At 68.2% G+C, this 26794-nt stretch carries 17 protein-coding genes; 8 read left to right on the top strand and 9 right to left on the bottom strand.

Annotated features, from left to right (window positions below):
• Positions 1-54: 54 nt before the first annotated feature.
• Complete coding sequence (locus tag AC6A67_RS02185; protein WP_498034891.1) at positions 55-948, bottom strand: FkbM family methyltransferase; 894 nt, start codon at positions 946-948, stop codon at positions 55-57.
• Positions 949-1026: 78 nt separating this feature from the next.
• Between AC6A67_RS02185 and AC6A67_RS02180 the strand changes: the two genes are divergently transcribed.
• A complete protein-coding gene (locus AC6A67_RS02180; RefSeq protein ID WP_498034889.1) occupies positions 1027-1794 on the top strand; it encodes an SDR family NAD(P)-dependent oxidoreductase in 768 nt (255 codons plus the stop codon).
• A 448-nt stretch (positions 1795-2242) separates the two neighbouring features.
• Positions 2243-3199, top strand: coding sequence for an alpha/beta hydrolase (locus tag AC6A67_RS02175; protein ID WP_498034888.1), 957 nt, complete (start codon positions 2243-2245; stop codon positions 3197-3199).
• 53 nt (positions 3200-3252) lie between these two features.
• Here the strand turns inward: AC6A67_RS02175 and meaB are convergent, their stop codons facing one another.
• The gene (gene meaB / locus AC6A67_RS02170) at positions 3253-4242 is read right to left on the bottom strand and encodes a methylmalonyl Co-A mutase-associated GTPase MeaB (RefSeq protein WP_498034916.1); all 990 of its coding nucleotides are present in this window, start codon (positions 4240-4242) and stop codon (positions 3253-3255) included.
• Between the two features lie 449 nt (positions 4243-4691).
• Between meaB and AC6A67_RS02165 the strand changes: the two genes are divergently transcribed.
• On the top strand, positions 4692-5786 hold the full coding sequence (locus AC6A67_RS02165; RefSeq protein WP_498034887.1) for an alpha/beta hydrolase: 1095 nt from the start codon (positions 4692-4694) through the stop codon (positions 5784-5786).
• 142 nt (positions 5787-5928) lie between these two features.
• Complete coding sequence (locus tag AC6A67_RS02160) at positions 5929-6807, top strand: hypothetical protein (RefSeq protein ID WP_498034886.1); 879 nt, start codon at positions 5929-5931, stop codon at positions 6805-6807.
• A 113-nt stretch (positions 6808-6920) separates the two neighbouring features.
• Here the strand turns inward: AC6A67_RS02160 and AC6A67_RS02155 are convergent, their stop codons facing one another.
• The 4 genes from AC6A67_RS02155 to AC6A67_RS02140 form a co-directional block, all read right to left on the bottom strand.
• Entirely contained in the window at positions 6921-8501 is a 1581-nt protein-coding gene (locus AC6A67_RS02155) for an alkaline phosphatase (RefSeq protein ID WP_498034885.1), read from the bottom strand.
• Between the two features lie 177 nt (positions 8502-8678).
• A complete protein-coding gene (locus tag AC6A67_RS02150) occupies positions 8679-10130 on the bottom strand; it encodes a cytochrome P450 (RefSeq protein WP_498034884.1) in 1452 nt (483 codons plus the stop codon).
• A gap of 690 nt (positions 10131-10820) precedes the next feature.
• Positions 10821-12977 carry a methylmalonyl-CoA mutase gene (gene scpA / locus AC6A67_RS02145; RefSeq protein WP_498034883.1) on the bottom strand — a complete coding sequence of 719 codons (2157 nt, stop codon included), beginning with the start codon at positions 12975-12977 and terminating at the stop codon, positions 10821-10823.
• A 185-nt stretch (positions 12978-13162) separates the two neighbouring features.
• Positions 13163-15109 carry a methylmalonyl-CoA mutase family protein gene (locus tag AC6A67_RS02140; RefSeq protein ID WP_498034882.1) on the bottom strand — a complete coding sequence of 649 codons (1947 nt, stop codon included), beginning with the start codon at positions 15107-15109 and terminating at the stop codon, positions 13163-13165.
• Between the two features lie 550 nt (positions 15110-15659).
• On the opposite strand from AC6A67_RS02140, the gene AC6A67_RS02135 reads away from it, so the two are divergent.
• From AC6A67_RS02135 to AC6A67_RS02125, 3 genes are all read left to right on the top strand, one after another.
• Positions 15660-17177: a helicase HerA-like domain-containing protein gene (locus tag AC6A67_RS02135; RefSeq protein WP_498034881.1), complete on the top strand. Its 1518-nt coding sequence runs from the start codon at positions 15660-15662 to the stop codon at positions 17175-17177.
• Positions 17178-17314: 137 nt separating this feature from the next.
• Positions 17315-18706, top strand: a complete 1392-nt coding sequence (locus AC6A67_RS02130) for a M20/M25/M40 family metallo-hydrolase (RefSeq protein WP_498034880.1) — start codon at positions 17315-17317, stop codon at positions 18704-18706.
• Between the two features lie 280 nt (positions 18707-18986).
• The gene (locus tag AC6A67_RS02125; protein WP_498034879.1) at positions 18987-19535 is read left to right on the top strand and encodes a nuclear transport factor 2 family protein; all 549 of its coding nucleotides are present in this window, start codon (positions 18987-18989) and stop codon (positions 19533-19535) included.
• 279 nt (positions 19536-19814) lie between these two features.
• Here the strand turns inward: AC6A67_RS02125 and AC6A67_RS02120 are convergent, their stop codons facing one another.
• From AC6A67_RS02120 to AC6A67_RS02110, 3 genes are all read right to left on the bottom strand, one after another.
• Complete coding sequence (locus AC6A67_RS02120) at positions 19815-21020, bottom strand: mechanosensitive ion channel family protein (RefSeq protein ID WP_498034878.1); 1206 nt, start codon at positions 21018-21020, stop codon at positions 19815-19817.
• Positions 21021-21265: 245 nt separating this feature from the next.
• On the bottom strand, positions 21266-22795 hold the full coding sequence (gene murJ, locus AC6A67_RS02115) for a murein biosynthesis integral membrane protein MurJ (protein ID WP_498034877.1): 1530 nt from the start codon (positions 22793-22795) through the stop codon (positions 21266-21268).
• Between the two features lie 463 nt (positions 22796-23258).
• Positions 23259-23855 carry a superoxide dismutase gene (locus AC6A67_RS02110; RefSeq protein WP_498034876.1) on the bottom strand — a complete coding sequence of 199 codons (597 nt, stop codon included), beginning with the start codon at positions 23853-23855 and terminating at the stop codon, positions 23259-23261.
• 567 nt (positions 23856-24422) lie between these two features.
• On the opposite strand from AC6A67_RS02110, the gene AC6A67_RS02105 reads away from it, so the two are divergent.
• Positions 24423-26654: a hypothetical protein gene (locus tag AC6A67_RS02105; protein WP_498034875.1), complete on the top strand. Its 2232-nt coding sequence runs from the start codon at positions 24423-24425 to the stop codon at positions 26652-26654.
• Positions 26655-26794 lie beyond the last annotated feature (140 nt).

Below are 26794 nucleotides of genomic sequence, written 5' to 3'. Positions count from 1 at the left end.
CGATTTTGCTGTCGGCGCTCGTCACGGGGACGTTTGCGCGGCTGCCAGGACGTGTCAGGGGCGGCTGAACAGCCAGGCGTCGCCCTGGGCGCCGCTGGCGATGCGCGCAGGATCGGGTTGGGCCGCAACGGCGCCCGTCTCAGTAATCATCGCTGCGCCCCAGCCTGCAAGCGGCGCAAGAGCCGTGGCGATGGCGGCGGTGATCGCCGGCTCGCTGGCCCCGGTCTCGCGCAGGATGCCGGGGTGAAACGACGCCAGCAGCCGCGTGGCGACGGACGGCGCAGTTGGCCGCTGCAGCAGCGGCTGCATCTGCGGCAGCAGGGCGAATTCCCCGCCCTCGATATCCAGCTTGATGAACAGGTTGCGGTCGGGGTCAAGGTTATGGGCCAGCATCGCAGGGGTGATGGCGGCGCTACGCCAGACGGCGCCGGACCCGGCGCCGGTGGTGTCGCCCGTAGTCGAGGCCCCTGAAGCTTCGCCGGCCCGCTGTTCTGGTTCGTTGGGCTCCGCCTGCGCAGTCTGGCGACGGGCGGCGGCCAGCAGCACGCTCGACATTGAATCGCCAGGCTTGCGCCGGGCGGCCATCTCCACCGGGCTGGCGTCGGGGCTGACGGCGCGGTCGATCACCTGAACGCGGCTGGCCAGCGCGGGGTTGGCGGCCAGATTGGCGCGCAGCTCGCGCAACGCCTGCGGGTCGGCTTCGACGGCGGTGCAATCGGCGCCGAGCAAAGCGGCGAGCAGGGTGGTGGGCCCGACCCATGCGCCGAGATCGAGGAACTGGTCGCCCGGCCGCACATGAGCGCTGATGGCGGCGATGGCGCCGGGCTCCCAGCTGCCGGCGCTGACCCGCGCCCAGAACGTCGGCTTGTCATCGCGCACATGGATTGTCCGCCCGGCCAGCTTGACCTTGCGGTCGGGGGTTGCGATTGGAGCCGTCGGAACCTGCATTGTCACTCCGGTGCGGATGAGGATGGAGGCGGCGCTCGCGTCCGGGCGCCTGTGAAGCAAATATTCAGGGGAACACCAATGGACCTTGGCGCGCTCGTCAGCAACAAACATGTGTTCATCACCGGCGCCTCCGGCGGGCTGGGCGCACATTTCGCCAGGCTCTACGCCTCCTGTGGTTCCTCGGTGACCGTTGCGGCGCGCCGCGCTGACAAGCTGGCCGAGCTGGTGGGCGAATTGCAGGCCATGGGCGTCAAGGCCAACGCCGTGTCGCTGGACGTGACCGATGAGCAGTCAGTGGCCAAGGCGTTCGAGGCTGCGGAATCTGCGCTCGGGCCGATCGACATCGTCATCAACAACGCCGGCATCTCCCGCCCGGCCATGGCCATGGAGCTGACCGCGGCGGATTTCGACGAGGTCATCAACACCAATCTGCGCGGCGCCTGGCTGGTGTGCGCCCAAGCAGGTCGTAACTGGATGCAGGCGCAGCGCGGCGGCGCCATCGTCAATGTGGCGTCGATCCTCGGCTTCCGCGTCGCCCAGGCCATCGTGCCTTACGTCGCCTCCAAGGCCGCCGTGGTGCAGATGACCAAGGCGCTGGCGCTGGAGTGGGCGCGCTATGGCATCCGCGTCAACGCTCTGGCCCCGGGCTATATCCTGACCGACATCAACCGCGATTTCTTCGAGACCGAGCCGGGCCAGGCGATGATCCGCCGCGTGCCGATGCGGCGTCTCGGCAAGGAATCTGACCTCGACGGCGCCCTGCTGCTGATGTCGTCGGACGCCGGCAGCTGGATGACTGGCGAAACCATCGCCGTCGACGGCGGCCATCTGGTGTCGTCGCTGTAAGGCGCGTCAGGCCTGTCTGGCTTTGGGTGATGGGAAGGGTGGGGCATGGCCCCGCCCTTTGTCGTTTTTGGGGTGGTATGGCGGAGATGGGCGCAGCAGGTGTCGTCAGGATGACATCTGGGCCGTATAGGGGCGTGGCTTTCGCAAGATCAGGATGGATGTTTTCCAGTGTGATGTGTCATTTTACTTGATGAGTTTCGTAAAATACTGATCTGAGCTTTATTGACATGATGTGCGCCACGCGGCGCCGGGCCTGATGCCAGAACCCGATGAGCGTGATAGATCGGGTTCGGGACAAGCCATTGCGGCGCCTGAGCATTTCAGGATGCGGATGCGTCAGCATCTTCGCATCCTGGTATGGATGGTCGGGGGGTGAGGATGACGTGGCTGAAATGGATGGTCGCAGGGGTAGCGGGCGTCGCGGTGGCGGTCGTGCTGGTGCATTGGCATGCTCTCGCTGGGCGGGCCGAAGCAGCCAGCGGTGTTTCCCGGCCTGACGGAGGCGTTTCGCGGGGTTGATTACAGCGGCCTGCCGCCGCTGTCGCACTACAACGGCGATCGCGGCGCGCGGTTGGCCTATCGTTATTACCCGGCGGCGCCAGGCGCTGCGGGGCAGGGCGCCGGACAGGCGGCTCCGCGCGGCGCGGTGGTGCTGGCGCACGGGTCATCGGCGATGAGCGCCAGCATGCATCCTCTGGCCAGGGCGCTCGCGGCGGCTGGGCATCCGGCTTACACGCTCGACATCCGGGGCCATGGCGATAGCGGGTCGCGCGGGCACATCGACTATATCGGTCAGCTGGAGGCCGATCTCGTGGCCTTTATGGCCGAGGCGCGGCCCGTTGGACCGGCGACGCTGATCGGCTATTCATCTGGCGGCGGCTTCGCCCTGCGCGTGGCGGCCGGGCCGCAGGCCAGCCTGTTCCAGAGCTATCTGCTATTGGCGCCGTTCATCTCCAGCATGGCGCCGACCCAGCGCCCCGATGGCGGCGGCTGGGTCAGCGTCGGCGTGCCGCGCATCATCGCCCTCACCATGCTGAACAATCTTGGGGTGACGGCGGCCAATGGCCTGCCGGTGGCGCGCTTCGCCATCCACCCGGATAACCGCGCCCGTCTGACCGAGACCTATGACTACAATCTGCTGCGCAACTACAGCCCGGAATGGCGCTGGGAGGAGAGCATCAGGGCGCTGCGGCGGCCAGTGATGGTGCTGGCGGGCGTCGATGAAGACATTCTTATCGCCTCAGCCTATGACGCCGTGTTCAAGGAGGCGCCTGGCCTGCGCGGCGTCAAACTGCTGCCCGGGATCAACCACGCCATGTTGACGCTCGACCCCCGCGCCATCGCGGCGATCGTCGCCGCAACGGACAGCCTGCAGGCGCTTGCGCAGACCGGCACGGCCCGCTAGCGGGGAGTGCTGGCGGGAGGGGGCGCCTGGGCCTGCTGCGACGCCAGGAGGCCTCAGTTCAGGCCTGCGAGCTGGCAGATTTCCTCGGCGGCGACCGTCGCAGCCATTTCGCCGGCGCGGACCGAGCCTTCGATCTGCGGCACACGATCACGCACCATGGGGTCATTGCGCAGGCGGGCGTGCATGCGCTCCTCGACCAGCGTCCACATCCAGCGCACTTCCTGGGCCCGGCGCTTGGCGGTGAGTTCGCCGACCGCCTCCAGCCTGCGGCGATGGTCGAGCACGTTGTCCCACATCTTGTCGAGGCCGATATTGGCGAGGCCGGAAATCGTCACCACCGGCGGCGACCACACCTTGGAGGCCGGGGCGAGGATGTGCAACGCCGCCATATACTCGGCGGCGGCGGCGCGGGCGCGCGGCAGGCCGTCGCCTTCCGCCTTGTTGACGGCGATCATGTCGGCCAGTTCGATAATGCCCTTTTTGATGCCCTGCAGCTCATCGCCGGCGCCTGGCAGCATCAGCACCAGGAAGAAATCGGTGAGATCAGCCACCGTGGTCTCGGATTGGCCGACGCCGACGGTTTCGACGATCACCACGTCAAAGCCCGCCGCCTCGCACAGCAGCGTGGTCTCACGGGTTTTGGCGGCGACGCCGCCGAGCGTGCCGGCGCTGGGCGACGGACGGACGAAGGCGTGGGGATCGACCGCCAGCCGGGCCATGCGCGTCTTGTCGCCGAGGATCGAGCCGCCGGTGCGGGTCGAGGACGGATCAACCGCCAGCACCGCCACCTTGTGGCCAAGACCGGTCAGATTGGAACCAAGCGCGTCGATGGTGGTCGATTTGCCGACCCCGGGCACGCCGGTGACGCCGAGCCGGATGGAGCCGCCGGTCTTCGGCATCAGCAGCTGCAACATCTGGCGGGCGGCGGCGCGATGGTCCTCGCGGCGCGACTCAACGAGGGTGATGGCGCGGGCAAGCGCAGCGCGATCACCGGCAACCAGCCTCTCGGCAAGCTCCGCGACATTGGGAGCTTTGGGGCGCATGGCTGTCTGATCGGTCATCATCCGCAAATCCGGGCAGTGGCGCGGCCAGCGGGGCCGCTCCGCGCGCGGCGGGACACAATGTCTCGCCGCCACACTTAACTGACGCCAGCCATACCCTGCAGGAGTGATTCAGGCCAGCGAGGGCCGCCAGATGCGGCGCGGGAAGGGATTTGCTGACGCGTGCTGCGGGACAGGGGGGCAGAAGCTGCTGGGCGGGAGGGCGCTGGCGCGCCCTGGCTGGCGGGTGCGCGGGCCTCAAACCAGGATGCAAAGGTGCTGACACATCCGCATTGTGAAATGCTCAGGCGCCGCACGGGCTTGACCAGTCCCCGATGGGGCATGGTCATCGGGTTCTGGCGACAGCCTTTCGGCTTCGCCTTGTTGGCGCCCAGATGATGGCGCCATGTCGGCCGCGCCGGGCACAGCGCCCTTACGCCCAGTGAACCGATATGACCTCCACGCCCTTGATCAATCGCCGCTCAGTGTTGTCGCTGGCGGGCGGCCTTGTCGTCGCCGCCGCTGCGCCAGCCTTGCGCGCCCGCGCCACTGAAGCCGAGGCCCAGGCCACGCCCCAGGACGCTGCCCAGGGCCCTGCCCAGGCCACGCCCCAGGACGCCACAATAGACGGCACCCGGGGCGCCCCCCAGGCGCAGGCCGACGCTATCGTTTACGCATTGACCACGCGCAAGCCGGTGAATGGCGCGGCGAGCCGGCCATGGTTCAGCTCGGAGCGCTCTGGCGGCACCCGCGTCGTCCGGGCATTGCTGCGTGACGATGGCAAATCGCTGCTGGGCAAGGCGGTCTCAACCGTCGCCGGGCGCTGGACCATGACCGGCGTCGAGAGCCTTGGGCCCAATGATCCAGTGGCCTCGCTGACGGCGGCGGTGTCGGGCAAGGACGTGCTGTTTTATGTGCACGGCTACAAGACCTCGTTTGAGACCAGCGTGCTGGACGCGCACAAACTGGCCGATGGCATCGATTTTGACGGCGCGACGTTGGCCTTCTCCTGGCCGTCCAAGGATGCGCTGGTCGACTATGGCTACGACCGCGAGAGCGCCATGTGGTCGCGCGACGCCCTGCAGGATATTTTTGAGGCGCTGGCCCGCAACCCCTCCGGCGGCAAGCTCAACATCGTCGCCCATTCCATGGGCGGGCTGCTGACCATGGAGACGCTGCGGCAATTGTGGGCCTTGAGCGGGTCGATGGACATGGCCTCCCGCATCGGCGCCATTGTGCTGGCCTCGCCGGATATTGACGTCGATCTGTTCGCCACCTCGCTGAAGCGCATCGGCCCGCTGGCCACCCACATCACGGTGATCGGCTCGACCAAGGACCGGGCGCTCGCCATTTCGGAATCGGTGGCAGGCGGCGTGCCGCGCGTCGGGGCCGCGGTGCGCGAGCAGCTGGAGCCGCTGGGCGTCAAGGTGGTCGACGCCTCCGGTTATGGTTGGGGGGTGATCGGCCACGACACCTTCCTGTCGAACAAGGATGTGCGCGCCGTGGTGCGCAGGGCCATCGACCGCGGGGCCCGCGCCCAGGACTGAATATGACGCCAGGCTTCGCGTCTGCGCCGACCGGCGGCCATGGAGCGCCTTGTCATCCGGGCGTCGTGCGGCTGCGGCACATCGGCGGCATTCCAGGCCGCTGAGCCATTGGGGCGGCGGCGCAGAATGCAAGGTAATGGCCATGTTCAAGACATTTTCAGCCGCGCTCGCCCTGAGTGTGGCCGCCGCGCTGCCTGGGCTTGCCGCCGAGACCGGCAAGCCGGCCGCCGCCGCCGTGGACAATAGCGCCCTCGACAATGCGGACTTCCGCCCGCACCAGCGCACCTATGGTCTGGTGTTCGTGGTCCCCGACGACGTGCAGGCCGCCTTGCAGCGCACGGTCGCCGGCCCGATGAAGGAGGGGCTGCTCGGCCTGGGGCTGGAGACGGAGGCCATCCGTCAGAATATTCCGCACGTCACCTCGCTGCACATTCACAATCCGGACCCGGAGACCCCGCGCAAGATGCTGGCGGCGTTGCCCCAGACGCCAGGGCCAGTCACCGTGCAGCTGAAGGCTTTCACCCGGGTTGAGGCGGCCAAAGGCGCCGTGGCGCCGTGGTGGGCCGATGTGGGCGTCGTCAAGCAGGGCGAGGGCTACGAGACCCTGATGGCCTTTAACACCAAAGCCGTCGCCGCGCTGACGCCGCTGCGCGATGGGCCGTTGCCGCGCGTCACTGGCCCGGTCTACGCCTGCATGAATGACGCGCAGAAGCAACTGGTGCGTGACGTCGGCGTCAGCGGTCTGAATGTGGTGAAGGATGGCAAGGAGCTGCGCGCCCACAATCCGCATGTGACGCTGGTGTACAGCACCAGGCCAGCCACCGCCGACAGCAACCGCGGCATTGATGAGCTGATGGGCCATTTCAACGCCATCCTGCCAGACGGCGTGCCGATGACCTTCAACGACGTCTCAATTGTAGAGCTCGGCTTCGCCGGCAATGTGACCCGCGAAATCTATCGCATCAGTCTCAGGGATGGCTCGGTGCGTGATATCGCCAGCGGGGCGCTGATCAAGCGCTGACGCATGCCGGGCGAAGGGGGCAGGCGGTTGTAGCGCCTGCCGCCACTGCCTTGCGATCGCAAGCATGTACGCGGCGGCGGGCCCTGCGGCAGGCCAGCCGCTCGCACAATGGTTTATTTCGGCCGCGCGACGACTGCGTCGAGGCCGGCGGCGCGGCGCATGATGTGAAAGATCACGTGCTGGTCGATGACGCCCTGGAACAGATGCGCCCACGGCCCGCCAGCATAGACCGCGACCTCGTCGCCGCCATGGGTTTCCCCGAATAACTCGGTCGCCGCGCGCTGGCGGTAGTCGGGCGCTTGCGCCTCTGCTTCACTGAGCGGCGGCGCGGAGGGCCCGGCGGCCGTGGCCGCCTTGGCGGCTTTTGCCCCAGGGCCGTTCTGGTAGCCGAGCGTGGTATAGGGCTGGCCATGGGCGTCCTTGCCAGCGAAGCCCAGAATGGCTGCGCCGCGCGGCGGGTAGCCGGCCATGGTGAACACATGGCTGTGGTCGGCGGTGACCACCACGAGGGTGTCGTTCAGGTCCGCCTGCGCCAGCGCCGACCGGACGGCCTCATTGAGGGCGATGGTGTCGGTGAGGGCGCGGTAAGCGTTGCCATTGTGGTGGGCGTGGTCGATGCGGCCAGCCTCGAACATCAGCACATAGCCCTGCGGATTGTGTGACAGCACCTCGATGGCCTTGGCGGTCATGGCGGCGAGGGAGGGCTCGCCAGCCTGGTCCTCGGCGCGGTCAGCCTCGAACTGCATGTGGCTGGGCTGGAACAACCCGAGCAGCCGCCGTGTGTCTCTGGGCAGCGCCGCAAATTGCGCCTGGTTCCAGACATATGCGCGGTCGCCGGACTGCTGCAGCCATGCGTCGATCAGATTGCGGCCATCGGCGCGGGCGCCGTTGCGATTGGCATGTTCCGGATCACCCGCCTCCTTCGGCATGAAATTGGCGCGGCCGCCGCCGAGCATCACCTCGAAGCCATCGCCATTGCGCCATTGCATCAGCTGCAACGCGATGTCCTTGCACCCGGCCTGCCGGGCGGCGTCGGGCAGCGTCGTGTCGTTCTCCCAATTGCGATCGGCGGCTTTCGCGTAAGCGGCGGCAGGCGTCGCATGGGTGATGCGGGTGGTGGTGACGAGGCCAGTGGCCCGGCCAGCCTGTTTGGCCATGTCGAACAGGGTGGTGACGCCAGCGCCCTGCTGGCTTGCGCAATCGCCTCGGCGGGCGGCCTGGGTGAGGCCCACCGTGCCATTGGGCGCCTTGACGCCGGCGACCAGCGCCGTGGCGGTCGGCGCGGAATCCGCCACCTGGCCGTCATGGCTGAAGGTGCGCGACAGGGCGACATGGGGCAGGCGCTGTTCGAACGCCAGCCAGTTGCTCTCACCGTCGACGCCGCGCCGCTGCCCGTCCAGAATGCGCGTGGCGGTGACGGTGGGGATCGACATGCCGTCGCCGACGAACAGGATGACGTTGCGGGCCCGACCCTCGTTGGGCTTGCGGGCGAGGATGGCCTGCAGGTCGCGCTGCGCCTGCTGGAAATAGCTGTCGTTGTGTTGGGAGACGGTTGGGGCGGCCACGGCTTGTCCTGCCGCGACAGGGGCTGTCGGCGCATTGGGTTGCGCCGATAGCTGCTGAGGCGCGCCCAGGGTCAGGGCCAATGGGATGCACCAGGCGACCGGGGCGCCTGCGGCGGCGAGTTTCACCATGCACCCCTCCATGTGCGCCTGACCGGCATGTCACGCTGAGCGCAGCGCCCGTAGGGCCGCCACGATCCCACGATGCCGCGCCCACGACCCTTGCGTGGCGACAGCGAGCGCAGGGTGGCAGTATGGCATGACAGCCGTGTGGCTGTCGCGGTGGCTGTGGTGTGGCGGCCTTGTAGCTCAGGGGGCGGGGCGCAGGATCATCGGCATACCGCCGCGTGGGCGTAGGGTGATCTTCAGCTGGGGTTCTGGCGGCGTGGCTGCGGCCGGGACCGGCGCAAACGTCCGCGCCAGCGTCGCCAAAATGGCCGTGCCTTCCAGCAGCGCGAACATCATGCCGATGCAGATGCGCGGACCGGCGCCGAAGGGCATGAAGGCGTGGCGTGGCCGGGCCTTGACGGCGGCTGGCGCGAAATTCTCCGGATCGAAGCCGTCGGGATTGGCCCACAGCGTCTTGTGGCGATGGATGGCGTAGATCGGGATGATCAGCGAGGAGCGGGCGGCGATGGGCTCCGCGCCCAGCGTCGTGTCTTCGAGCGTCGTGCGCACCGTGGCCGCCGCCGGGGGATAGAGTCGCATCGCCTCCTGCAACACCTGGCGGGTGTAGACCAGCTGGTCGAGATTGGCCGGGGTGACGCCATCGGGGGCGACCGCATTGACCTCGGCGCGCAGCTTCGCCGCGATATCCGGGTGCTGGCTCAACAGCCACAGCGCCCAGGTCAGCGCCAGCGCCGTGGTCTCATGGCCGGCGGCGATAAAGGTCAGCAGATTGTCGATGATCTGCGCGTCGCTCATCTGCTGCCCGGTCTCCGGGTCGGCGGCGTTGAGCATCAGCGAGGTGAGGTCGGCGCCGTCGGCGGCGCCGGATCTGCGGCGGGCGTCGATGGCCGCCTGCATGCAGGCGCGCAGATAGGAGCGGCCCGCGGCGGCGCGGCGACTGCCGGGATAGGGCGTCCACTTCGGAGCGCGCAGCATCGACAGCGCGATCGGCCAGCCTGCGGTGTCGAGGGAATCGGTGATGGCCTGGGCGACGCGCTCGACGTCCATGTCAGGGGCGCCGTCGAGCATGGTGGCGACGATGACGTCGAAGGTGGCGCGCATCATCTCATGGGCAACGTCGACGGTGTCGCCGGTTTGATCGCGCCAGCGGGCGGCGGTGCTCTCGGCGGCGGCGATCATCGCCGGCACCATGGCCAGAATCTTCTCGTGGCGAAACACAGGCGCGGCCAGCCGGCGCTGCCAGCGCCAGTGCTCGCCATTGGCGGTGAGGATGCCCTTGCCGAGCGCCGGACCCAGAGCCCGGCGGGTGGCGCGATCCTTCACAAAGATGTCCGCCTTCTCGACCATGGCCTCATGCACCAGCGCCGGGGCCATGACGAACAGGGTCGGCGTGCCAAGCAGCGACGAGCGCACCAGCGGCGCCTCAAACACCTCGGGCGGAAAACCTTCTATGGGGTTGCGCACTAGATCGGCGATGGCGCGGATCGCGCCACGGCGCCGGGCGGGGCGAATGGCGCGGTAGCCGCGCTCGTCGCCAGCCGGGGCTGCAGGGGCCGGCGCATCCTGGGGGGGCGTGTGGCGGGCTGGCGCGGACGGTTCCGCCTCGCGGCGCACGGTAGCCTCAATGGTCAAAACCCATCTCCTTCCGGCCTGCAGGTCGCGCATGTTGCTGTGGCGGTCTGGCGGCTGCAAGCCTGGTATTTCGTATGGCGCCCCCGCGCCCCTCGCCAACGTCCCGGCCGCCGCGTCGAAACGGGCCGCTGCGCCTGTACACCAGGAGCGTATGTCGACTGATGAAATTCATCATTCATCAATGTTGGGATCCAAATGTGGCGCGACAAGGTTCTGGGCATGGATATGCTGATATGCGCGCTGTTGGGGAGGGTTTGGTTTTGAAAGGCGCATTATAACAATGGCCTACATGCATTGATTGAATCGGGATGGCGCCAGGCCGCTGCTCCATCGGCGTCATGCCCGTGCTTGTCACGGGCATCCACGTCTTGCGACAGCCCCGCCGGGCGAACTGACGGAACGCTATGTAAGAAAACGCGCGGATGCCCGTGACGAGCACGGGCATGACGGTGGTTGGGTCGGGTGAATGTGTTTGTGATGCAGAGCGTTGTCTGGATTTGGTGAATCGGTGTCCTGGCGGCGCGGTGTCCTGGCGGCGCGGTGTCCTGGCGGCGCGGTATCCTGGCGGCGCGGTGGCCTGGCGGGTTAGCTTGTTGACCAAGACGGGTGATGGCGTGTTGTGCGTCGGGCAAATAAAAACGCCGCGGTCGGGGGACCGCGGCGTCGTCGTTCTCGTGTCTGGTCTGGCTTTTATTCGGCGGCCTTGCCGGGCAAATAGCCGAGGCGCTGGCGCAGCTCGTTGATCAGCTTCTCGGCGGCGGTGGCGATCACCGTGCCGGGCGGGAAGATGGCCGAGGCGCCGGCGGCGTAGAGGGCGTCGAAGTCCTGGGGCGGGATCACGCCGCCGACGACGATCATGATGTCCGGGCGGCCCTGGGCGGTCAGCGCCGCCTTCAGCTCCGGCACCAAAGTGAGGTGGCCGGCGGCCAGCGACGAGACGCCGACGATGTGCACGTCGTTCTCGATGGCCTGGCGGGCGGCCTCTTCAGGCGTGGCGAACAGGGGGCCGATGTCGACGTCGAAGCCGAGGTCGGCGAAGGCCGAGGCGATGACCTTCTGGCCACGATCGTGACCGTCCTGGCCCATCTTGGCCACCAGGATGCGCGGACGGCGACCGTCCTCGTCCTGGAAGGTCTCCACCAGATCCTGCACGCGCTGCACTTCGCTCATGGCGGCGGCCTCCCGCTTGTAGACGCCCGAGATCGAGCGGATCTCGGCCTGGTGACGACCGAAAACATTCTCCAGCGCCAGCGAGATCTCGCCGACCGTGGCCTTGGCGCGGGCGGCGTCGATGGCCAGCGCCAGCAGATTGCCGTCGCCACGGGCGCCGTCTTCCAGCGCCTTCAGCGCGGCGGCGACGTCGGCCTGGTTACGCTCGGCGCGCAGGCGCTTGAGCTTGTCGAGCTGGGCGGCGCGCACGGCGGAATTGTCCACCTTGAGCACGTCGATCGGCTTCTCATTCTCAGGCTTGAACTTGTTGACGCCGATCACCGACTGGGCGCCCGAGTCAATGCGGGCCTGGGTGCGGGCGGCGGCTTCCTCGATGCGCAACTTGGGGATGCCGGCCTCGATCGCCTTGGCCATGCCGCCAAGCTTCTTGACTTCCTCGATGTGCTCCCACGCCTTCTTGGCCAGCTCGGCGGTAAGGCGCTCGACGTAATAGGAGCCGCCCCACGGATCGATGACCTTGGTGGTGCCGCTCTCCTGCTGCAGGAACAGCTGGGTGTTGCGGGCGATGCGGGCCGAGAAGTCGGTGGGCAGCGCCAGCGCCTCGTCGAGGGCGTTGGTGTGCAGCGACTGGGTGTGGCCCTGGGTGGCGGCCATCGCCTCAATGGCGGTGCGCGAGACGTTGTTGAACACGTCCTGCGCCGTCAGCGACCAGCCCGAGGTCTGCGAGTGGGTGCGCAGCGGCAGCGACTTGTCGTTCTTGGGCTCGAATTCCTTCACCAGGCGGGCCCACAGCAGGCGCGCGGCGCGCAGCTTGGCCACTTCCATGAAGAAGTTCATGCCGATCGCCCAGAAGAACGACAGGCGCGGCGCGAACTGGTCGACGGTGAGGCCGGCGGCGAGGCCTGCGCGGATATACTCGACGCCGTCCGCCAGGGTGTAGGCCAGCTCGAGGTCCTGCGTCGCCCCGGCTTCCTGCATGTGATAGCCGGAGATCGAGATCGAGTTGAACTTCGGCATGTTGGCCGAGGTGTAGGCGAAGATGTCGCCGATGATCCGCATCGAAGGCGCTGGCGGATAAATGTAGGTGTTGCGGACCATGAACTCCTTGAGGATGTCGTTCTGGATCGTGCCCGCCAGCTTGTCGGGGGTCACGCCCTGCTCCTCGGCAGCGACGACATAAAGCGCAAGGATCGGCAGCACCGCGCCGTTCATGGTCATCGACACGGACATCTGGTCGAGCGGGATGCCGCTGAACAGGGTGCGCATGTCGTAGATCGAGTCGATGGCGACGCCCGCCATGCCCACGTCGCCGGAGACGCGCGGATGGTCGCTGTCATACCCACGGTGGGTGGCGAGGTCGAAGGCCACCGACAGACCCTTCTGACCGGCCGCCAGGTTGCGGCGGTAGAAGGCGTTGGAGTCTTCCGCCGTCGAAAAGCCGGCGTACTGGCGCACGGTCCACGGCTGGTTGACGTACATGGTCGGGTAGGGGCCGCGCACGAACGGGGCGAGGCCCGGCAGCGTGTCGACGAAGGCGAGGCCATCGCGGTCAGCGGCGGTGTAGGCGGACTTGACGTCGATGCCTTCCGGCGTGGTCCAGGCCTCGCCCGAGGCGTCGGGAGCCGCAGTCTGCGGCGCGGTCCAGCTGATGGACGTGAAGTCAGGAATAGTCGTCATGTGACTGGCCATTTCTCGGTCTGCCAGAGCCCTGAGGCGTTGCGACGCCGGCGCCCCATTCTCATCCCCAAACTTTTGGGATGCAGCCGCAGCAGTCTAAACCTGTGCGGCCTGCGGGGCTACCGGCGCCCTGGCGTCTGTTTTCACCAGATGGCGGGGCAAGGCCGCCATCACATCCAATCGGCTCAGGCCAGGTTGATGGCCTCGGCGAGCACGGCGATCAAATCGGCGCCCATATAGGCGAAGCGCGTCACGCCGGCGTCTTTCAGGGCGGCTTCCAGCTCGGCCGAGGGGCGGCCTGCGAGGAAGATGGCGCCAGCGCCAGCCGCCGTCAGCGCCTGCGCCGCCGTCACCGCCTGCTCATCATAGAGCGCGTCGGACGAGCACAGGCAGGCGATGCGGGCGCCTGACGCCTTGTAAGCCGCGACCAGCGCGTCGAGCGACGGGAAGCCGTCATTGCCCAGGGCTTCAATGCCGCCAGCCTCGAAGAAATTCTTGGCGAAGGTGGCGCGGGCGGTGAATGCGGAGATCGGGCCGAGGTTGGCGAGGAACACCGCCGGACGCTTGCCGCTGTCGGCGAGGCGTTTGTCGGCGCGGTCGCGCAGCGCCTCGAAGCCTTCGGCGTCGCGATGCACCGGCAGGGCGTCGGCGACGACCGACGCCACACGGGCCAGGCCGTCGGGCAGCGCGGCGCCGGCGCGGGCCTGGTCGACCAGCTCTTCGAAGCTGGCCGCCACGTCCATGCGGCGGGCGCCGTCGGCGAGCGGGGCGACCGGGGCCGGGGTCAGCACCTCAACCTCGGCCTCGTGCACGTTGGGGAACTCGCTGGCACCGGTGATCGGCAGCTGGCGACGGGCGATCTGCTTCTCGCGGGCGGCGCGCACGCTGGCGACCTCACCCTGGATCAGGCCAGACTTCAGCGCCTCGATGACGCCGCCGGCAGCCTCGATCTTCTGGAACTGGGCCCAGGCCAGCTCGCACAGCTCGCGGGTCAGGGTCTCGACGCCGCCGACGCCTGCCGCCGGATCGGCGACGCGCCACAAATTGGACTCTTCGAGCAGGATTAGCTGGGTGTTGCGCGCCTGGCGACGGGCGAAGGCGTCGGGCAGGCCGAGCGCTGCGGTGAGCGGCAGCACGGTGATGTTGTCAGCCCCGCCGACGCCAGCGGCGAACACCGCCACGGTGGCCCGCAGCATGTTGACCCAAGGGTCGCGACGGGTGGTCATGCGCCACGAGGTTTCCGCCGACAGATACAGCGGCGCAGGCGCGACGCCGCACAGCTCCTGAACCCGGGCCCACAGCAGGCGGGCGGCGCGGAACTTGGCGAGCGTCATGAACTGGTCGGCGTCGGCCGGCAGCAGCACCGAGATGGCGTCGCGGGCTGCTTCCAGCGACTGGCCGCGGGCGTTGAGCGCGCGCAGGTAGAACACGGCGGCGGCCAGCATATAGGCCAGCTCATTGACCTGCGAACCGCCAGCCTCATGCACCGGACGGGCGTCGACGCGCACCAGGTTGCGCCTGTAGCCACGGGCGCTGAGGTCGCGGACGGTGTCGGCGAGGCGGTCGAGCTGGGCGTCGACCGGCATCGGCGAGGCGCCGGTGCGGACAATGTCGCCAACCGGGTCGAGGCCGAAATCGACGGCGACGTCTGCGGCCTTGAGCTTGCGGGCCTCGACGAGCGCGGCGACCAGGGCTGCGGTGTGGCGGCCCAGATAGGGCGCGGCCTCGATGCGCAGCGGGATCAGGTCGAGCATCACCTTGTCGAGGGTCTTCTCGAGGTCGGCGAGGGTATTGATGGCGACGCCAGCGCCACGCGCGGCGGGCGCGCCGGCAAAGCGCAGGGCGAGGCCGCTGGCGCCGCCGTCAAGATCGGTGAGCGCAAGGTGATTGGCCTCGGCTGCTTCCGGGTGGTCCACCAGCTGGGTGACGGCCCAGGCGCCAGGGGTCGCGCGGACAGCGCGCGGCACGTCGCCTTCGGCCTTGTCATACAGCGGCTGGATCGCAATGCCTTCGCCCGTGCGGGTCACGAGCTTCTTGTCGAAGTCGGCGCCCTTCAGCACCTTGTCAACGAGCTTGCGCCAGTCGTCGCGGTTGAAGTCTGGAAAGGCGGGGGCGAGACAGGTTTCGTCCATGGGAACTGGCCGGCTTTCGATAACGGTGGGCTGTGGACGGCGACGCAAGGCGCCCAACGTCCGGTTTTGTCAATCGTCGGCCTTAGTCCCCATATGGGACGCCGTCAAATGTTAAAGCGGTTCAAATCACCGGGTTTGCGCGGCGTTGGATGGAAGAGGCCAGCGTTTGCAAGGGGTTTTGTGGCCATACAAGCGTTTGGTTGATGGATTGCGACTTGGCCGCGCGCGAGGGCGTGCGCGTGTGTGAAGGCGGGGGTGGTGCCAGGTGGGTCGGGCGCGGCTGGCTTGGCTTGTCGTCTTCGGCGCGGCGGCGTGGGAAGACGTGGATGCCCGTGACGAGCACGGGCATGACGGCTGGGGGGTGGGATGGGGTGGGCGCCATCGGGAGACGGGGGGAGGGCGGCGGGGTGGCGGTGAGGTTGGGTTGAGAGGCGACGACGGCGCGGGCGGCGTGCTATCGGGGTGTGAGGGATAGCGTACGTGGGAATCAGCCGGGCTGGGCGCAGATGGTCCCGGCGGGCGCACTGTTTGGCAGCAAGGGAGCACCGGCATGGCGGAGAGCGGCTATGTGTTGATCGGCCTGAGCAATGGGCCTGATCCAGAACCGCAGTCGCTGAGCCTGAAGCTGGCGAACCGCCATGGCCTGGTGGCCGGGGCTACTGGCACCGGCAAGACCGTGACCCTGCAGGTGCTGGCCGAAGGGCTGTCGCGCGAGGGCGTGGCGGTGTTCGCTTCCGACATCAAGGGCGATCTGTCCGGCGTGTCGCAGATGGGCGACGGCCAGCCGCATTTCGTCAAACGCGCCGAAGAGTTCGGTTTCGCTTATACGCCGGAGCGCTTCCCGGTGGTGTTCTGGGACCTGTTCGGCGAGCAGGGCCATCCGGTGCGCGCCTCTTTGACCGATATGGGGCCGCTGCTGGTATCGCGGCTGCTGGAGCTGAACGACACCCAGGAGGGCGTGCTCAACATCGCCTTCCGCGTGGCGCAGGAGGAGCAGATTCCGCTGGTCGACCTGGCCGATCTGCGGGCGCTGCTGGTCTATGTCGGCAAGAACGCCAAAACCCTCGCCCAGACCTATGGCAATGTCGCCAGCCAGTCGGTGGGGGCGATCCAGCGCCAGCTGCTGGTGCTGGAGAACCAGGGGGCGGATAAATTCTTCGGCGCCCCAGGCCTCGACATCAATGATTTGCTGCACGTCGATCCGGCCAGCGGCAAGGGCGTCATCAATATTCTCGCCGCCGACAAATTGATGAACAGCCCACGGCTCTACGCCACCTTCCTTTTGTGGATGCTGTCGTCGCTGTTCGACCGGCTGCCGGAGATCGGTGATCCGGTGAAGCCCAAGCTCGCCTTCTTCTTCGATGAGGCGCATCTGCTGTTCGCCGACGCGCCTAGGGCGCTGCTTGAGCAGATCGAGCGGGTGGTGCGGCTGATCCGCTCCAAGGGCGTCGGCGTGTATTTCGTCACCCAGAACCCGCTCGACGTGCCGGAGACGGTGCTGGCGCAGCTCGGCAATCGCGTGCAGCACGCCCTGCGCGCCTTTACCCCCCGCGACCAGAAGGCGGTGCGCTCCGCCGCCGACACCTTCCGCCAGAACCCGGAGTTCGACGCCTCCCAGGTCATCACCGAGCTGGCGGTGGGCGAGGCGCTGGTCTCCGTGCTGGAGGGCAAGGGCACGCCGTCGGTGGTGCAGCGCACCCTGGTGGCGCCGCCCTGCGCCCGGGTGGGGGCGATCACGCCGCAGGAGCGCCAGGCGGTGATCGCGGCCAGCCCGTGGCCGGCGTCACATTTCGCGCCGCAGCCGCGCCAGACCGCGAAGGAGCGGATCGCCGTCCTCGACGCCGGGGAGGCGCAGGAGGCGGACGCTGCGGAGGCCAAGGCTGGCGAAGGCAGTGTGCTCGACAGCGTGCTCGGCGGCGTCCTCGGCGGGGGATCGACCAAAGGGCGCAAGGGACAGAGCATCACCGAAAAGGTGATCTCCAACGCCGCGTCATCGGCGGCGCGCACCATCGGCACAAAGCTGGGCAACGCCATTCTCAAGGGGCTGTTCGGCATCGGCAAGCGCTGACGCCGGGCTGCTGCCGCATCGGGCGCAGCACGGCGTGGGAAAGCAGCAGGACGACAGGGGCGGCGGCTGCGGTTGCGGCGGCGGCCGTTTGAGTAAACGCAGGCGCCGGCCCAACGCCGCGCCGGAGGACAGACGAGATGACCGAACATAATCCGAAGCTTGACGCCGTTCTCGCCAATCTTGACGCCGAACTTGACGCCTCGCTGCAGCGCCTGTCGTCCTGGCTGCGGATTCCGTCGATCTCCACCGATCCGGCGCGGGCCCAGGACTGCCGCGCCGCCGCCGACTGGCTGAAGGGCGCGCTGGAGCCGCTGGGCTTCGCCGCTGAGGTGCGCGACACGCCAGGTCACCCCATCGTGCTGGGCAAGACGCCAGATACCGGCAAGCAGCGCGTGCTGTTCTACGGCCATTACGACGTGCAGCCGCCGGAGCCGCTGGAGCTGTGGAACAGCCCGCCGTTCGAGCCTGAGATCGTCACTGGCCCCGATGGCCGCAAGGCGATCGTGGCGCGCGGCGCCGCCGACGACAAGGGCCAGGTGATGACCTTCATCGAGGCCTGCCGCGCCTGGAAAGTGGTGCACGGCGAACTGCCTGTCGACGTCACCATCATGGTGGAAGGCGAGGAGGAGGTTGGCTCGAAAAACACGCCGGCCTTCGTCGCGGCTAATAAGGACGAACTGGCCGCCGATGTGGCGCTGGTCTGCGACACCAGCATGTGGGACGCCCGCACCCCGGCGATCACCACCGGCCTGCGTGGTCTGGTCTATGAGGAAGTGACCATTCGCGCCGCCGACCGCGACCTGCATTCCGGCCTGTTCGGCGGCGCGGCGCAGAACCCGATCCGGGTGCTGTCGCGCATCATCGCCGGCCTGCATGACGCCGACGGCCGGGTGACGTTGCCTGGGTTTTATGACGGCGTGCCGGAGACACCGGCTGAGGTGCTGGCGCAATGGCGCGGGCTTGGTCTCGACGCGGCGCGGTTCCTCGGCCCGGTGGGACTGTCTGAGCCGGCGGGCGAACGCGACCGCATGGTGATCGAGCAGATCCAGTCGCGCCCGACCTGCGACGTCAATGGCATTTTCGGCGGCTATACCGGTCCTGGGGCCAAGACGGTGATCGCGGCGGAAGCCACCGCCAAGCTGTCGTTCCGCCTGGTGGGCGAGCAGGACCCGCTCAAGGTGCGCGCCGCCTTCCGCGCCTATGTGACGGCGCAACTGCCGAAGGATTGCACGGCGGGTTTCGGCGATCACGGCGCCAGCCACGCCATTGCGCTGCCCTTCGACCTGCCGGAATTGCGCAAGGCCGCAACAGCGCTGCAGCAGGAATGGGGCGTGCCGGCTGTGACCATCGGCTCTGGCGGTTCAATCCCGATTGTCGGCGATTTCCGCCGGCTGCTCGGCATGGACACGCTGCTGATCGGCTTCGGGCTCGACGACGACCGTATCCATTCGCCGAACGAGAAATACGACCTGACCAGCTTCCATAAGGGCGCCCGGTCGTGGGCGCGGATTCTGGCGGCGCTGGCCTGAGGCCGGGGTCCGCCTGTCAGGGTTTTCTGGGCAGGCCTTCTGACCCGTTGGTGGGGGCGGAGGCGCGCGCGTTCCCTGCGTGAACGTCGCTGGGTGAGGCGTGCGCATCGGGGGATGTCGCTGCGATGGGTTTGTGCACAAAAAGCGGCGTCGCCGACACGCATTAGTGAAGGCGAGGCCGCGCTGTTGTGCATAACAATCGGTGGGCGGCGTGGGTAATTTGCCCTGCGCCGACGGGATGCGGCAGGGCGCGGGCAACGCGCCGGATGGGGATGGGAACATGACGCGAGGCACGGCCCTGATGGCGGCGGTGGTGGGCATTGGGACGGCGCTGGCCGCGCTGACGCCGCTGGGCGGCGCTTATGCCACCGACAAGCCGCCGGCTGGCGTCACCGGGACGCCCGTGGGCGCCGCCACCGGGCGCAATGGCGTGATCGCCGATGTGCGCACGGGCGATGTCACCGAGCAGATTATGGCGCTGCGGCGCAAGGTGCGCGAGGCGGTGCAGCGCAAGGACCGGGCGACGCTGGAAAAGCTGTATCACGACCGCTTCACGCATCTGCGTGAGACTGGGCGCGCTGAAACCCGCAAGGAACGCATCGACTTTCTGCTGTCCGGCCAGAACGGCATCGAACTGGCCTCGGCTGATCAGGCGCTGATCGAGACCTACGCGCCAGATACCGCGGTGCTCAGCGGCGTCAGCATCATTAGCAACAAGGACCGGAGCAAGGCCGGAGCCTTCCAATGGCTTGTGCTCTATGTGCGCGACGCCCAGGGCCAGTGGCGCATCGCCCTGAGCCAGGCCAATCGGGTGCCCAAGCCTGAGTGACGTGTCTGCGAGAGCTGGCAGAGTGAAGCGCCAGAGTGGACCGCCAGAGTGAAGCGCGGGAGTGAACTGGTTCAGGGGGGTGCCGGCGTGACCATCTGGGTTTGATCCTGGCCTCGCCGCCAGATGACGGCGGCGGAGCAGGGCGGGGCTGTCGCTCGGGCTGACCGGGCGTGACTTATACCAGGATGCGAAGATGCTGATGCATCCGCATCCTGAAATGCTCAGGCGCCGCACGGACTTAACCAGAACCCGATGAGTCATACTCATCGGGCTCTGGTATTACGGTGCGTCGGCGGATTGGGGATGCTGTGCCGCTGCGGGCTCAGGCGCGCTGGTTGCTGGGCGCGTTTTGTCTCCGCCTGCTTTGTCTCCGCCTGCTTTGGCCGCGGCGGTTTTGGCGGCGGCGGCGGCCAGCATGGCGTGAACGGCGTCCTGGCTGAGGCCCTGTGTTGCGCCGGAGGCTGGCGCCGAAGCGACGTCCGGCGCAGGGTAGAGCGTCTGCGACGGGAAGGCGAAATCGGCGCCGTGGCCGTGGACGATGCGGATCAACTGCAGATACACATCCTGCTGGACATTGAGCCACTCCGCCCAATCGGTGGTGCGGGTGAAGCAATAGACCATGATGTTGAGCGAGGAATCGGCGAATTCATTGAAATTCACCAGGATGATCTGGTCCTGGGCGATGGCGGGGTGGGCGTGCAGCATGGCGCGGATATCGCGCACCACAGGCGCCAGCACCGCTGCATCCTCATAGCGCAGGCCGATGCTGGTCTCGATACGCCGGTTGGTCATGCGGCCAGGGTTTTCGACGCTGATCGAGGAGAAGAGCGAATTGGGCACGTAAAGCGGGCGATGGTCGAAGGTCAGGATCCGCGTCATGCGCCAGCCGATCTCCTGCACCGTGCCCTCGATCTTGCGATCCGGCGAGGACACCCAGTCGCCGATGTTAAACGGCCGGTCGAAGAACAGCATGATGCCTGAGAAGACATTGCCGAGCATGTCCTTGCTGGCGAGGCCGATGGCGATGCCGCCGATGCCGCCAAAGGCCAACAGGCCAGAGAAGCCGACGCCAAAATGCTCGCCGAACATCAGCAGCACCGCCAGCACGATGCCGAGTTTGAGAATGCGGGCGATGGCGCGGGCGGTGGTCGGGTCGCTGCCCTTGTTGATCTGGTCGTGTGTGAGGCGGTTGATCAGCGCGAACAGTTCGCGACCGATGATCAGCGACGCCGCGATGCCTGTGCCGGTGATGTAGACTTCCGGATTGAGCGGCGGCAGCTGCAGCCAGACCAGGCCGGACGCCACCGTGGCGCGCAGGGCGTAGACCATGGCGATCAGCAGGACGACGCGCAGGATGTGATCAACGAAGCTGCGGGCGTGTTTGCGCTGGCGCCGCATGGTCATGGACAGCACGAAAGCGGCGACGCCCAGCGCCGCTGAGGCGGATGCTGACAGGATCAACTGGCTGAGTGGGTCGAGGGTCACAGTCATTCGTCCATGGCTGGCGCCAAATGGCGCAACGGGCGGCGTGGCGACAGCGCGCCGGTGGGGCGCGCGCCAGGTTGCGGCGCTGGCCGGAGCTTGCGGCGGCCAGCGCCCATGTTCCGCTGTCAGGCCCTGGCGCGGGGCTTGTGCGCCAGGCGATCAGACAGCAGCGGCTGATCGATCAGCAGGCGCTGCCCGCTAAGGGACAGTCAGTGATCGCCGGTGCTGATTGAGCGCGATCTGCGCTAGCGCAGGCCGCGCAGGCGGGCGCCGCTGAGCCGCAGGGCGGCCAGCAAGGATCCTGCGTAGACAATCAGGCCGATGAGCGCCAGCGCTCCCAGATGGGATTCCTTGCGCCATGCGGGCAATTGGTTGGCGAGGGCGCCGATATGGGGATCAAGGGCCCAGGCGGCGGCGACGAGGGCGCAGGCCGCAAGCGCCACCGAAGCGAGGGTCAGCAGGAAGGGCCGGTCGGCGCCTATCCAGCCCCGTCGGGCGGCGAGCAGGATCAGCAGGCCGAGATTGACCCAGGCGCCGACGCTGGTGGCCAGCGCGAGGCCCGGCGCGCCATAGCGATTGGTCAGCACGATCTTCAGCAGCACATTGACGGCGACGGCGGTGAGCGAGGCGATGAGCGGCGTCACCGTATCGCGGCGGCCATAGAAGCTGGAGACGGCGGAGCGGATCAGCACGATGGCGGGCAGGCCGACGGCGTAAGCGGCCAGCACCTGGCCTGCCGCCTGGGCGTCGGCGGCGGTGAAGGCGCCGCGCGCGAACAGCGCCTCCATGATCAGCCCCGGCGCGACCAGGAAGGCGCCGGCGAAGGGCGCCGCCGCCACCAGCGTCAGCGCCATGGCGCGGTTTTGGGCCCGGTGGGCGCCGGCCTCGTCGCCAGCGGCGAGGCGGCGGCTCATCTCCGACATGATCACCGTGCCGACGGCGATGCCAATGACGCCGATCGGCAATTGGTAGATGCGGTCGGCGAAATAGATCGCCGAGACAGCGCCAGTGGGCAGCAGGGTGGCGATGATGGTGTCGGCGAACATGGCGATCTGCACGCCCGCCGAGCCGATCACCGCCGGAACCAGGGTGCGGAAGAACTTGCTCATCTGGGCGTTCCAGACGAAGGCGCGCAGGCGCGGCGCAAGGCCCGCCCGCCAGGCGTCGAACAGCACCAGCGCCAGCTGCAGGGCGCCGGAGACGCTGACCGCCCACGCCACCGCATGGCCGGCGCTGGGGAACAGGAAGGCGATGGCGAGGCCGCCGATCATCGCCAGATTGAGCAGCACCGGGGCCGCGGCGCCGGCGGCAAAGCGGTCGCGGGCGTTGAGGATGCCAGTGACCAGCGTGACCAGCGTGACAAACAGCAGATAAGGGAAGGTGATGCGGGTGAGGGTGATGGCGAGGGCGTATTTGTCCGGCTCGGTGACAAAGCCTGGGGCCAACAGCGCCACCAATTGCGGCATGAACACCAGCGCCACGGCCAGCACCAGCAATTGCACCACGAGCATCGCGGTGAACAGCCGGTCGGCGAAGAGGCGCGCCGCTTCGGCGCCGCCCGCTTCGCGCTCGTGGGCGTAGCTCGGCACAAAGGCATTGTTGAAGGCGCCTTCGCCGAAGATGGCGCGGAAATGGTTGGGTAGTTTGAAGGCCAACACAAAGGCGTCGGTGATCGGGCCTGCGCCCATCACCGCCGCCATCATCACATCGCGCGCAAAGCCGGTCAGTCGCGACAGCAAGGTGAAACCGCTAAACGACAGGATCTTGCGCAACATGCGGCGGGCGTCCTCATTGCAGATGTAGCGCGCGCCGCCCGGCGGGGCGGTGCACGGGCGCACGCTGTTGGTGAGCGCGCGGACCCTGGGCGTAGCGACCAGGAGCGCAGGCGCCTGGCGCAGGACCTGTGCGCGCGGGGAGCAAACAGCGCGGGGGTGAATATCTGGCTAAGAAGGCCACATTCAGCGCCCTGTCAAAGGCGGCGTAAACGCAAAAACGGCCGCCGGCGGCGACCGTTTGTAGCTTTAATCAGGCAAGCCACGCGGCCGCGAGCGGACCAATGGCCTCGCATCGCCCGGTTGGCGCGAAGGGCTAACCGGGCTTGCCAGACTGTCGAGGCTTACCTCGCTCTCATACCAGGATGCGAAGATGCTGACGCATCCGCATCCCTAAATGCTCAGGCGCCGCACGGGCTTGGCCAGACCCCGATCAGTCATGCTCATCGGGTTCTGGCGCCAGCCCTTACTTGGCTTCGTTGAACAGCTTCTCAACATATTCCCAGTTGACGAGGCTCTCGACGAAGGCCTTGAGGTAGTCGGCGCGGCGGTTGCGGTAGTCGATGTAATAGGAGTGCTCCCACACGTCGACGCCGAGGATCGGGGTCGCGCCGTTGACCAGCGGGCTCTCGCCGTTCGGGGTCTTCTGGATCTCGAGCTTGCCGTCCTTGACGGCGAGCCAGGCCCAGCCCGAACCGAACTGGCCGACGCCAGCGGCGATGAAGTCTTCCTTGAACTTCGCGACCGAGCCAAGATCTTCGATGATCTTCTTCTCGAGCGCGCCCGGGATGGCGCCGCCGCCATTGGGCTTCATCCAGTTCCAGAAGTGCAGGTGATTGTAATGCTGGCCGGCGTTGTTGAACAGCGCCTGGTTTTTGCCATAGGAGCCCTTCACGATCTCCTCAAGGCTCTTGCCTTCGAGATCCGTGCCGGCGAGCAGCTTGTTGCCGTTGTCGACATAAGCGAGATGGTGCTTGTCGTGATGGTACTCCAGCGTCTCCTTCGACATGAAGGGCTGAAGCGCGTCGTAGGCGTACGGAAGTTCAGGCAGCTTGAAGGTCATGTGTTCTTTCCTTCTGGAATCCACCCGCCGCAGCAGGCAGTGATAGCCGATGGCAACTTGTTAAGCCCCGCAGACGACACGGGCAAGTCAGCCGCAGTGCAGACATAGGCGACCGAAGGCGCTGCGACCAGTCGCCTGGCGGCTTTGTGGATGGCGGCCGGGCGAGCCTGAACGAGCGCCTCGCCGAGGTTCGCCGGGTGCGCAGCGGCCCCGGGGCGGGCGTGATGCGGGGGTGGTGGCGGTTGTCCGCAGAAAATCGGCCATCTGCCTGAAGAAGTTGCAGGCATTTGGCTTATGTTCACTATTTTCCGCGAGGGCGTTGACAGCGGTCTGCGGCGCGGCGTCAAGGTTATCGCCAGTTTGTGACCGCACATACGCCGGATTTGCGCGCTTTTGCACGGATGGGGCCGTTGCAGTCAGGCGTGAGCTCTGGCGCAGATAGATGAGGATGATCCCGGGACGGCTGTCCGCTTGCGGACGAGGGTCGCCGGGGTGCGCCGGACAGGCGGACACAGAGCGGGCGCAGCGCCCGCGCGTGGCCGCCGCTGGCAACCGGATGAGGTTGGTATGCTGCTGATACTCTATGTCCTTGCCCTCGTGCTCGCGCTCAGCGGCGCCTGGGCGCTCGCCTGGGGCATACCTATGATCGTGCTGGAGCGCGGCTGGACCTGGGTGATCTCTGGCAGCATGTATCTGACCGGATCGGCCATTGTGTTCGCGCTGGCCATGGTGGTGCGCACGCTGAAGCAGCTGCCGGATCTGTTGGAAGCCGGCATTGTCGAGGAGGCGCCCCGGGATGTGGCGGCGGTCGCGTCTGCGACGGCGCCAGCTGCGGCCAGCCCGGATGGTTTGCAACCGGCGCCCGGCACGACGGCGTCTAGTGGACGGGACACGCCAGCTGCGCTGAAGCCGGAACCGGGCGCGGCGGCCATCGCGCCAGCGATCACGTCAGCCCAGCGGCGCGTCGCGGCGCCGACGCCTGCCGCCGAACGGGGGGCGTCGATCGCTGCCGTTACCGCTGCTGACGCAAGCGCTGGGGCGACGCCGACTGCGCCTGGAGTGGCTGCGCCCGAGGGCGCGGCGGGCCAGCCTGCTGCGTCCAGGCCGCCTTTGTCCGACCTGAGCATGCCAGGGGCGATGGCGACGCCACAGACTGCGCCGCGCGACCAGATGCCCGACCGCAGCGGGCAGACGCGCGCGCCGGAGCCCGGCGCCGTCGGGGCACAGCTGGCGCAGCCCGCCGCCAAACCTGCTGGCGCGCCCATTGGCGCTCCTGTGAGCAAGCCTTTGACCGCGCCCACGGCCAGGCCCGTTGAGCAGCCGTCTTCCAAAACGTCTGGCCTCGACCGCGCCGCGCCTGCGCTGGCGACGCCCGCGGCTGGCCCGCGTGCAGCAGCGAGCGGCGACGCGCCCGCAGGGCTGCAGCCCGGCTCCGGGCCCAGCGAGGTCGCTGGTCAGGATGCGCCTGCCGCCCAGCCGGCGTCGAAGGCCGCATCGATCCCTGCGGCGGTTGAGGGGCGCCTCAATGATCTGCTGCGTCCGGGCGGCGTCACCAGCGGGCTGGCAGGGCTGGGGGCTGGCCGGGCGGCTGCGCCTCATGCTGACGCGACCCCGTCTGCGGTTGGTCCGTCAACGGGCGAGACAGACGCTGGCCTGAAGCAGGACGCGACGCCTGTGGCGGACGCTCCGGCGGCGCAGCCTGGAAAGCCGCTGTCAGATCTGGCGCGGCCGCTATCAGATTTGGCTCGGCCGCTGTCTGGCCTCGCGACCCGGCCGACGCCGGCCTCGCCGCTGGATCATCCTTTGGCCTCGCGGCCCCTGCGGCGCAGCGAGCCGACTTTGCGTGGTCCGGCGGCGCTAGCGCCAGGCGGCGAGCAGCAGGCCAAACCAACGCCCGCAGCGCCACTGGCTGGCGCCGCTGGGGGATTGGCGCCCTCCGGGGCGACTGCGGCGACTGGGGCGGCGTCGCGCGGCGTTGACGCGGGCAAGCCGCTGGGACCGGCGGCGACGCCGATGACAACGACGCCTGCGGCTGCGGCCTCGCCGGGCGCAGGCTCTCCGGGCGCAGCCCTGTCGACGCCCGTGGTGACGACCGCAGCTGCCGGGCGCTCCGCCGGAGAGCCTGCGCCAAAGGCCGATCTGGCGGCGCGGATCGGCTCGCTGTTTGGCCGGCGGGCCAGCAAAGCCGCCGAGCCGGCTGAGGGCGCAACGGGGACCGAGGGGGCGTCGACGGCCAGGCCGTCAGACGCCGCCCCGGCAGGCGGGCCGCTGTTTCCGCAGCGCCCTGCGCCGCGCCCAGCCGCCATACCAACGTCGCAACTGGCGGGGCTCGCCGCTGCAGGTCCCTCTGCCGCCGCCACCGGCGCCGCATCCGTAGAGCCCACGAATACGTCGGGCCTCGCCCCGGCGAGGCCGTCGGCGGCCCCATCGGCGGCGAGCGGCGTGGTGTTTCCAGAGCGACCGGCTGCGCGGGCGCCGGCGTCTGCGCTGGCCGGCGCATCGTCCGGAGCGGGAGCGGCCAAAGTGCCTGGCTCCCTATCGGGGAGCGCTAGCGAGGCGACGTCCGGCGCGACGGAGCGTCCGAAGGATGCCGCTGAGGCACCGCCTGACGCGCCTGCGTCGCCCGCCAGCGCTGCGCCCGCCGGGCCGCCCGGCGTGGTCGGCAGCTATACGGCTGGCGGCGTTCACTATGTGATGTATGCGGATGGGTCGATTGAGGCGCAGACGCCGGAGGGCGTGTTGCACTTCGCCTCGCTCGACGCGCTCAAGGCGCATATGGGCGGCGGCGGTCGCAGCTGACCTGCGCCGCCAAGGGGCAAGGGGCGTGGCGCAGCTGAGACGCCCTTCCTGGACGCTCATCCCGGACGCTCCCGATCGATGCAGAGCGCTGGCAGATTGAGGCGCAGGCGGGCCATGGGCCCAGATGCAGAAAAGGGCTC

This window comes from Camelimonas sp. FR25 (assembly GCF_059740505.1).
Note: the sequence above shows the minus strand (reverse complement) of the source record. Positions and strands in the feature narration are given on the sequence as shown.

Coding starts and splice junctions, on each gene's coding strand:
- AC6A67_RS02160 (WP_498034886.1), top strand. CDS start 5,929: ATGTTCAAGACATTTTCAGCCGCGCTCGCCCTGAGTGTGGCCGCCGCG.
- AC6A67_RS02105 (WP_498034875.1), top strand. CDS start 24,423: ATGCTGCTGATACTCTATGTCCTTGCCCTCGTGCTCGCGCTCAGCGGC.
- AC6A67_RS02130 (WP_498034880.1), top strand. CDS start 17,315: ATGACCGAACATAATCCGAAGCTTGACGCCGTTCTCGCCAATCTTGAC.
- AC6A67_RS02140 (WP_498034882.1), bottom strand. CDS start 15,109: ATGGACGAAACCTGTCTCGCCCCCGCCTTTCCAGACTTCAACCGCGAC.
- AC6A67_RS02125 (WP_498034879.1), top strand. CDS start 18,987: ATGACGCGAGGCACGGCCCTGATGGCGGCGGTGGTGGGCATTGGGACG.
- AC6A67_RS02165 (WP_498034887.1), top strand. CDS start 4,692: ATGACCTCCACGCCCTTGATCAATCGCCGCTCAGTGTTGTCGCTGGCG.
- AC6A67_RS02135 (WP_498034881.1), top strand. CDS start 15,660: ATGGCGGAGAGCGGCTATGTGTTGATCGGCCTGAGCAATGGGCCTGAT.
- AC6A67_RS02180 (WP_498034889.1), top strand. CDS start 1,027: ATGGACCTTGGCGCGCTCGTCAGCAACAAACATGTGTTCATCACCGGC.
- scpA (WP_498034883.1), bottom strand. CDS start 12,977: ATGACGACTATTCCTGACTTCACGTCCATCAGCTGGACCGCGCCGCAG.
- murJ (WP_498034877.1), bottom strand. CDS start 22,795: ATGTTGCGCAAGATCCTGTCGTTTAGCGGTTTCACCTTGCTGTCGCGA.
- AC6A67_RS02175 (WP_498034888.1), top strand. CDS start 2,243: ATGCTCTCGCTGGGCGGGCCGAAGCAGCCAGCGGTGTTTCCCGGCCTG.
- AC6A67_RS02185 (WP_498034891.1), bottom strand. CDS start 948: ATGCAGGTTCCGACGGCTCCAATCGCAACCCCCGACCGCAAGGTCAAG.
- AC6A67_RS02155 (WP_498034885.1), bottom strand. CDS start 8,501: ATGGTGAAACTCGCCGCCGCAGGCGCCCCGGTCGCCTGGTGCATCCCA.
- meaB (WP_498034916.1), bottom strand. CDS start 4,242: ATGCGCCCCAAAGCTCCCAATGTCGCGGAGCTTGCCGAGAGGCTGGTT.
- AC6A67_RS02110 (WP_498034876.1), bottom strand. CDS start 23,855: ATGACCTTCAAGCTGCCTGAACTTCCGTACGCCTACGACGCGCTTCAG.